Annotated in this window: 6 protein-coding genes, 1 pseudogene and 1 riboswitch; of the genes and pseudogenes, 1 reads left to right on the top strand and 6 read right to left on the bottom strand. The window is 74.6% G+C overall.

Annotation, left to right across the window (positions count from 1 at the left end; translation table 11 throughout):
* From ACFU74_RS34635 to ACFU74_RS34610, 6 genes and pseudogenes are all read right to left on the bottom strand, one after another.
* Positions 1 to 454 (bottom strand): annotated as a pseudogene (locus tag ACFU74_RS34635) (cytochrome P450); the annotation flags it as partial.
* Positions 451 to 1938 carry a class I adenylate-forming enzyme family protein gene (locus ACFU74_RS34630; RefSeq protein ID WP_380764109.1) on the bottom strand — a complete coding sequence of 496 codons (1488 nt, stop codon included), beginning with the start codon at positions 1936 to 1938 and terminating at the stop codon, positions 451 to 453. The gene ACFU74_RS34630 and the pseudogene ACFU74_RS34635, both read right to left, overlap by 4 nt.
* A 40-nt stretch (positions 1939 to 1978) precedes the next feature.
* A complete protein-coding gene (locus ACFU74_RS34625; RefSeq protein ID WP_380764107.1) occupies positions 1979 to 2719 on the bottom strand; it encodes a glycosyltransferase family A protein in 741 nt (246 codons plus the stop codon).
* Positions 2716 to 3729 (bottom strand): 3-oxoacyl-ACP synthase III family protein, encoded by a 1014-nt coding sequence (locus ACFU74_RS34620; RefSeq protein WP_380764105.1) that lies wholly within the window; start codon positions 3727 to 3729, stop codon positions 2716 to 2718. The genes ACFU74_RS34625 and ACFU74_RS34620 overlap by 4 nt, the downstream gene beginning before the upstream one ends.
* Positions 3730 to 3810: 81 nt before the next feature.
* The gene (locus ACFU74_RS34615; protein WP_380764103.1) at positions 3811 to 5337 is read right to left on the bottom strand and encodes an SPFH domain-containing protein; all 1527 of its coding nucleotides are present in this window, start codon (positions 5335 to 5337) and stop codon (positions 3811 to 3813) included.
* A gap of 125 nt (positions 5338 to 5462) precedes the next feature.
* On the bottom strand, positions 5463 to 5669 hold the full coding sequence (locus ACFU74_RS34610) for a hypothetical protein (RefSeq protein ID WP_380764101.1): 207 nt from the start codon (positions 5667 to 5669) through the stop codon (positions 5463 to 5465).
* A 162-nt stretch (positions 5670 to 5831) separates the two neighbouring features.
* Positions 5832 to 5966, top strand: a riboswitch (TPP riboswitch).
* Here ACFU74_RS34610 and thiC point away from each other — a divergent pair.
* Complete coding sequence (gene thiC / locus ACFU74_RS34605; RefSeq protein WP_380764099.1) at positions 5962 to 7794, top strand: phosphomethylpyrimidine synthase ThiC; 1833 nt, start codon at positions 5962 to 5964, stop codon at positions 7792 to 7794. (Overlaps the previous riboswitch by 5 nt.)
* Positions 7795 to 7930: the final 136 nt, after the last annotated feature.

The raw sequence follows: 7930 nt of genomic DNA, 5'->3' as shown, positions 1-7930 counted from the left end.
GTGCGGCGGCCGTCACCCCGGCCAACTCACGGGACAGCGCCACGAGTTCGAGGTCGCCGGTGGCGAGTGCCGGGGCCCGGGCGGCGAGCACCGCCTGCCAGTGCGGGCGCAGCCGCTGCACCGCAGCCGCGTCCAGCCCGGCCGCCAACTCCCGCCGGGCGGTGCGGTGGCCGGTGCCCTGCTGGTCGAACAGCACACCGCCGCCGGTGAGTTCGGCGGCGGCTCCGCCGGTGGTGCCGGGTGCGGTGCGGTCCAGCGGGATCCGGGTGAGCGCCTCGCGGTAGGCCTCGGCGCCGTGCACCAGCACGGTGCGGCCGATCCGGGTCACCGGGCGGCGGCGGGTGGCGGCGAGCAGCGCGAACAGCAGCGGGTGGCTGCGCAGATAGACCCGGCGGTCGCGGCGGCGGGCGCCCGGGTGCGGCGCGGGCTCGCGGCCCGGTCCGGCGGCGGTCATACCGCCAGCTCCCGTGCGCAGTGGGCGGAGGCGGCCGCCCGGTCGGGCTTGCGGGAGCGGCCGGCCAGCGGCACCTCGCCGAACAGCAGGGCGTCCGGGCGGGCCGCGCCCATCCGCTCCAGCGGGCCGGCCAGCGCGGCGCGCAGCCGAGCGGGGTCGGTGCCGGACGAGGGCTGGACGAGGGCGACCAGCCGCTCGTCGCCGTCCCCGTCCGGGACGCCGACCAGCACCGCGAGTTCGACGCCGGGCAGGTGCAGGGCGGGTTCGTACAGGCCCGGGTAGATGTTCTCGGCGCGGCGCAGCACCATGTCCTTGAGCCGGCCGGCGAGCACGATCCGGCCGTCCGGGTCGAGTGCGGCGCGGTCGCCGGTGCGCACCCAGGGCCCGGGTTCCTCGCCGAGGTAGCGGTGCCGGGCGCCGGGGCCGGTGAGCAGCAGTTCGCCGTCCTCGCCGAGGTCGGTGCGCACGCCCGGCAGCGGGGCGCCGACCAGGTCGCCGGGTCCGTCGAAGGCGCTCTTCTCGGCCTCCTCGACGGCCGCCGCCGGGAACAGCTCGGTGAGCGCGTAGACGCTCCAGGCCTGCTCGGCCCCGGCCTGCTTGACCCGGCGCAGCAGCGCCGCGTCGGCGGGCGCCGAACCGGTCCAGACCCGGCCGGTGAACCGGGCCCCGGCGCCGAGCGCGGCGCGCAGCTGCGGCGGGGTGAGGTAGGTGTGGGCCGGGGCGAGCCGGTCGAGCTGGCGGGCCAGGGCGGCGGGTTCGCGGGCCGGCAGCGCCACGGCGGCGCCGACGGTGAGTGCGGGGACCAGCACGAAGAAGGTGCCGCCGAGCACCACCGTGCCGGGCCGGGGGCCGACCAGCGCGGTGACGGTGTCCAGTCCGGCGGCCAGGCCGCTGCGGGAGTGCACGACGGCGCGCGGGCGGGCGGTGGTGCCGGAGGTGAAGACGATGACGGCGTCGGCGTCGCGTCCCGGGGCGTCCCGTCCGGGGACGCTCGGCACCGAGGCGCCGAAGGGGTTGGTCCGCAGCCGGGGGGCGCAGCCGGGCAGCCGCCGTCCGAGGGTGGCGACCGGGCCGAGGGTGCCGAGCGGCGGCAGCGCGAGGTCGGCGCGGCGGGCGAGCGGTCCGGCCCAGCCGGCCACCGCCTGGGCGGCGGCGTCGGCGAGCACCAGGTCGGGCCGGGCCAGGGCGAGCCGGGCCGCCAGCACGTCGGGGCCCGCGGTCGGGTCGAGGACGGCGGCGCGCAGGCCGAGCCGGTGCGCGGCGAGCAGGACGGCGAGGGCGCGCGGGCCGGGGCGGACGGCGACCCCGAGGGTGTCGCCGTCGCGCAGGCCGCGGGCGCGCAGGGCGACGGCGTAGTTGTCGGCGAGGGCGGCGAGTTCGCCGCGGCGGATCCGCACCCGGGTGCTGCCGAGCCGGGTGTGGCGCAGGACGGCGGGGCGTTCGGGGTGGTCGGTGCGCAGGGCGTGGGCGAGCCGGTCGAGCACGAGCGGTCCTCGGGATTCGGCGGGGGTCGGCGGCGGGGGGTCAGCGGACGTCGACGGCGCGGGGGCCGGCGCCGCGCTCCAGGTACCAGCGGGCGGTGCCCACCACCCCGTAGGCGCGGATCCGCCGGGTGGAGTTCTGCACCACCATGTCGCGGCGGTGGACGATGGCGGTGGTGTGCCGGCGGATCCGGTTGATGAACATCCGGTCGGTCGGCGAGGGGCGGCGCGGCATGCCGCCGACCGCCTGGTACAGCTCGGCGGTGATCGCCATGTTGTTGCCCGCGTGCATCCGGTACGGGGTGAGGTAGCCGTGCCGGCGCCGGTGCGCGGGCCGGATCCGGCCGAAGAACGCGCCGAGCGCGACCAGCGTCAGGAAGACGGCGCGCCCGGCGGGCCCGTGCTCGTCGCGGCGGGCGGTGACCCGGCCGCAGACCAGCCCGCCGCCGTCGAGCAGCGCGGCCCGGGCGGCGGCGGTCCAGCCGGGTTCGGGCAGGCAGTCGGCGTCGGTGCGGGCGAGCAGGGCGGCGCCGTGCGCGATGGCGTGCCGGAAGGCGGTGTCGACCGCGGAACCGACGCCCTTCTCCGGTTCGACCAGCACCTCGACCGGGAACGGCGCCCGGGCGGCGAAGGCGCGGACCGCGTCCACGGTGCCGTCGGTGGAGCCGTTGTCGGCGACCAGCAGGGTGAAGCCCCGGTCCCGCTGGGCGGCGAGGGCGTTCAGGGTGCCGGTGATCCTGGCCTCCTCCTGGTAGGCGGGGACGATCACCCAGAGCCCGGTCAAGACGCCTCCCAGACCATCGTCATCAGGCTGACGCCGCCGCCGAGGCCGACCATCAGCACCTTGTCACCGGGCGCCAACGCCCCGTGTATTCGATCGAGTTGGAGTCCTATCGTGGCACTGGCGACATTGCCCACCTCCGGCACGGTGACCACCAGCTTCTCCTCCGGGACCCCGGTGACCTCGACGAACCGCTCCAGGTAGGGGACGGTCACCTGGTGCACCAGCACCCGGGCGTAGTCGTCCCAGCCGAAGCCGGTGCGGGCCGCCACCCGGGTCAGGACGTGCCGGCCGGTCTTCTCGAAGACCTCGCGCAACTCCGTGCCGCCGCCCCGGAAGTAGCTGTACTCGTCGCCGCGCGGGTGGCGCGATCCGCCGCCCGGGATGCCGCCGGTCCGCCAGTGCTCGGAGGCGGTCTCGGTCTCCACGTCGAGGATGCCGCCGCGCCGTACGGCCTCGACGACCACGGCGGCGCCCGCGTCGCCGAAGGTGTAGCCGGCGAAGCCCTCGCGGAACTGCTCCGCGCCGCTCGGGTCGCGGCGCATCGCCCGGCTGGGCGTCTCGCCGGTGACCACCAGGGCACGCCGGGCCCGGCCGGCCAGGATCATCGCGCGGGCCAGGTCGATCCCGTTGAGGAAGCTGTTGCAGGCGTTGCTGACGTCGAACGCGTGGGCACGGGAGCCGAGTTCGTCCTGCACCAGATGGGCGGTCGCGGGCTCGGCGACGTCCCGGGTGGCGGAGGCGAAGAGCAGCAGGTCGATGTCGAGCGGGTGCAGGCCGCGGGCGTCCAGGGCGCGCCTGGCGGCGGCCACGGCCAGCGTGGAGGCGTACTCGTCGTCGGCGGCGAAGTGCCGGGTGACGATGCCGGTGGCCTTCTCGAAGGTCCGCTCCGGCAGGCGCAGTCGGCCGCCGGCGGTAATCTCGTCCTGGAGCTGCCGGGAGGTCAGCCGACGGTCGGGGAGCTGGGAGCCGACGGCGGTGATGCCGATCCGTGCGGTGGCTGCTGGATGCATGTGCCCATCGTCCGGTGCGCCCGGCCGCGGCCGCCTGAGTACGGGTACTCAGGCGGCCGCAGCCGGGCTACCCAGAGCGGGTCAGCCCTGCTCGGAGGCCGGGCCGGCGAAGTTCGCGGGCAGGGCGTCGACCGGCACGGCGTCCGCCGGTACCGCGTCCAGCGGGACCGTCTCCACCGCCGTCGGTGCCGGGACCGCGGCCGCCGGGGCGGCGCCGTCCGGGCCGACCGTGGACAGCAGCCGGCGGGCCAGTCCGAGCCCGGTGCCGCCCATCGCGAGCGCCTTGGCGAACAACTCGCCCATGCCGTCGGCCCCGTTGAGCAGCACCATGTGCTCGACGTTGCCGAAGGACTCCGCGGCGGCCCGCACGATCTGCGGCCACTGCTCGGCCAACTCCTGGGCGACCACCGCGTCCTGGTTCTCGGACAGGGCGGTGGCCCGCGCCTTGATGCCCTCGGCCCTGGCCAGCCCGATCGCCCGGGCGGCCGAGGCGTCCGCCAGACCGCGCGCCTCGGCCGCGGACGCCTCCGCCTGCCCGGTCGCCGTGGTCGCCTCGGCCTGTGCCAGACCGCGCAGCCGGGTGGCCTCGGCGTCCGCCTCGGCCGCGACCCGCACCCGGCTCGCCTCGGCCGCCGCCGCCAGCTCGGTCTCCCGGGCCTGCGCCTGCGCGGCGGAGATCCGGGCGTCGCGGGCGGCCTCGGCGCTGGTGCGGGTGTCGTACGCGCGGGCGTCGGCGGGCTTGCGCACGTCGATCTGGAGCTGCTGCTCCTTGCGCCGGGCCTCCAGTTCGGCGACCCGGGTCTCCTGGACCACCACCTCCTGCCGGGCGGCGGCGTCCGCGAGCGGCCCGGCCTGCCGGGCGCGGGCGGTGGCGGTGTCCATCTCGGCCTGGTACGAGGACTGCTGGATCTCGCTGTTGCGGGTCGCCTCGGCCTTGCGGGCGGCGGCCTCCTGCTCGGCCTCGGTGGCCAGCCGGTCCGCCTCGGCCTGGGCGATCCGGGCGTCCCGCTGGACGGCGGCGGCGTGCGGGATGGCGAGGTTCTTGATGTAGCCGGTCGGGTCGATGATCTCCTGGATCTGCAGGGTGTCGATGATCAGCCCGAGCTTCTCCATCTCCAGCCCGGAGGCGGCCCTGGTCTCGCCGGTGAGCCGTTCGCGGTCGCGGATCATGTCCTCGACGGTGAGCCCGCCGACGATCGAGCGCAGGTGGCCGGCGAAGACGTTGTGGACGCGCTGGCTGATCAGCTTCTGCTGGTCCAGGAAGCGGCGGGCGGCGTTGGCGATCGACACCTCGTCGTCGCCGACCTTGAAGATCACCACGCCCTTCACCCGCACCGGGATGCCCTGCGTGGTGACGCACTCGACGTTCAGCTCGGCCTCGTTGAGGTCCAGCGAGAGCCGCCGGACCCCTTGCAGGCCGGGGGTGACGAGGGTGCCGCGCCCGGTGACGATCCGGAATCCCAGACCGTCGCCGACCCCCTCGGTGCGGTGCCGGGAACCGGAGATGATCAGCGCCTCGTTCGGCTCCGCCACCCGCCACATGAGTTTGAAGAGCGTGATCCCGACGACCAGTGCCGCGGCGACCGCCCCGGCGACGATGTAGCCCATGGTTCAACTCCCCCTTCCGGCGCTGGAGATGCGCCGATTCGGATTGTCCGCCCGGGCCGATCCGGGGGAAAGGGAAGTGACATGACGGTCCGTCACAAGGTCGTCACCGGAAGGTCATCGGGGCGTCACGGGCCGATCGGCGCCACGTACACCGTCCTCGGCGGCTGGTACTCGATCACCACCACCGGCGTCCCGACCGTCAGCCGCTCGCCCGGCACGGCCAGGTAGGCGAGGAACGCCTCGGTGCCCCGGCGCTCCGGAACGTGCACCATCACCTCGCCGACCAGCCCCGCGCCAACCGCCCCGGTGACCCGCCCCGTGCTCCCGACCACGCCGGCCTCCTCGACTCGTCGACTACGGGGCCAGTCTGCCCGCAGAGGAGGCCTCCCGTCCCCCGTTCACCGTCCGGACCTCGGCGTTCCCCCTCCAGGACCCCCTCTGGACCTCCGGCGATCGGCTCGCTACGGTGTTGGACGTCATGCGCGGGCAACACCGCCTGCGGACGCGGGAGCTCGGAGCACCGGGCTGAGAGGGCGCTGAACGGGACGTCGACGGACGGACCGGAGGCTGCGTCGACCGCAGGAACCTGACCGGGTAATGCCGGCGTAGGGAGTTTGAGGTCCGATGACCACCTTTGAGGCACAGCCGCAGTCTGCCCGCCCGCAGTCCGGCAACGGGACCGCCGTCACCAGCGCGGGCACCGGCTACCCCACCCCGGCCTGGCGCAAGGCCCACCGCCAGGGGTCCCGCCCCGACCTGCGCGTGCCGTACCGCGAGGTCGTGCTCACCAACGGCAGGACCGTCCCGCTGTACGACACCTCCGGGCCGTACACCGACCCGGACTACGAGCCGGACGTGCGGCGCGGCCTGCCCGCCCTGCGCGACGCCTGGATCCGCCTGCGCGGCGACGTCGAGGAGTACGACGGCCGCGAGGCGCGCCCCGAGGACGACGGCATCCGGCACACCGCGCCGCGCGGCGGCGACCTGCGCAACCTGGACGCCGTCTTCCCCGGCCGCCCGCGCCGCCCGCTGCGCGGCCGCGACGGCGCCGCCGTCACCCAGCTCGGCTACGCCAAGCGCGGCATCGTGACCCCCGAGATGGAGTTCGTCGCCCTGCGCGAGGGCCTGGAGCCGGAGTTCGTCCGCGAGGAGGTCGCCCGCGGCCGGGCCGTCATCCCGGTCAACGTGAACCACCCCGAGGTCGAGCCGGCGATCATCGGCACCAACTTCCTGGTGAAGATCAACGCCAACATCGGCAACTCCGCCGTCACCTCCTCGATCGAGGAGGAGGTGGAGAAGATGACCTGGGCCACCCGCTGGGGCGCCGACACCGTCATGGACCTCTCCACCGGCCGCAACATCCACACCACCCGCGAGTGGATCCTGCGCAACTCCCCCGTGCCGATCGGCACCGTGCCGCTCTACCAGGCGCTGGAGAAGGTCGACGGCAAGGCCGAGGAGCTGAGCTGGGACGTCTACCGCGACACGATCATCGAGCAGTGCGAGCAGGGCGTCGACTACATGACGGTGCACGCCGGCGTGCTGCTGCGCTACGTGCCGCTGACCGCCCGCCGCAAGACCGGCATCGTCTCGCGCGGCGGTTCGATCATGGCCGCCTGGTGCCTGGCGCACCACCGGGAGAACTTCCTCTACACCAACTTCGAGGAGCTCTGCGACATCCTCGCGAGCTACGACGTCACCTTCTCCCTCGGTGACGGCCTGCGCCCCGGCTCGATCGCCGACGCCAACGACGAGGCGCAGTTCGCCGAGCTTCAGACACTGGGCGAACTGGGCCGGATCGCCCGCGCCAAGGACGTCCAGGTGATGATCGAGGGCCCGGGCCACGTCCCGATGCACAAGATCAAGGAGAACATGGATCTCCAGAAGGAGATCTGCGACGAGGCCCCCTTCTACACCCTGGGCCCGCTCACCACCGACGTCGCGCCCGGCTACGACCACATCACCTCGGGCATCGGCGCCGCGATGATCGCCTGGTGGGGCACCGCGATGCTCTGCTACGTCACGCCCAAGGAGCACCTGGGCCTGCCCAACCGCGACGACGTGAAGACCGGCGTCATCACCTACAAGATCGCCGCCCACGCCGCCGACCTCGCCAAGGGCCACCCCGGCGCCCAGGCCTGGGACGACGCCCTCTCCGACGCCCGCTTCGAGTTCCGCTGGGAGGACCAGTTCAACCTGGCCCTCGACCCGGAGACGGCCCGCGAGTTCCACGACGAGACCCTCCCCGCCGAACCCGCCAAGACCGCCCACTTCTGTTCGATGTGCGGCCCGAAGTTCTGCTCGATGAAGATCTCCCAGAAGATCCGCGACGAGCACGGCGACGGCGCCACCGCCGTCGCCTCCGGCTACGACGCCGAGGCCCTGGCCGGCATGCAGGCCATGTCCGAGGAGTTCAAGGCCCAGGGCAACAAGGTCTACCTGCCCCTGGCCGACTGACGTTCGCGTCCCGGAGCGGCGGCCCCCCGGGCGGGCGGGGGGGGGGGGCCGCGGGGCGGGGGGGGCCGAGCGCCACAAGAATAAATTTTTGAGTTTTGGGGGTAGGATGTAAAAAATAAGGGGCCCACCAAACACG

Source organism: Kitasatospora sp. NPDC057500, from assembly GCF_042802195.1.
Lineage (GTDB): Bacteria > Actinomycetota > Actinomycetes > Streptomycetales > Streptomycetaceae > Kitasatospora.
This window is presented reverse-complemented; position numbering and strand designations above follow the sequence as displayed.

Coding starts and splice junctions, on each gene's coding strand:
- ACFU74_RS34620 (WP_380764105.1), bottom strand. CDS start 3,729: ATGCATCCAGCAGCCACCGCACGGATCGGCATCACCGCCGTCGGCTCC.
- ACFU74_RS34615 (WP_380764103.1), bottom strand. CDS start 5,337: ATGGGCTACATCGTCGCCGGGGCGGTCGCCGCGGCACTGGTCGTCGGG.
- thiC (WP_380764099.1), top strand. CDS start 5,962: ATGACCACCTTTGAGGCACAGCCGCAGTCTGCCCGCCCGCAGTCCGGC.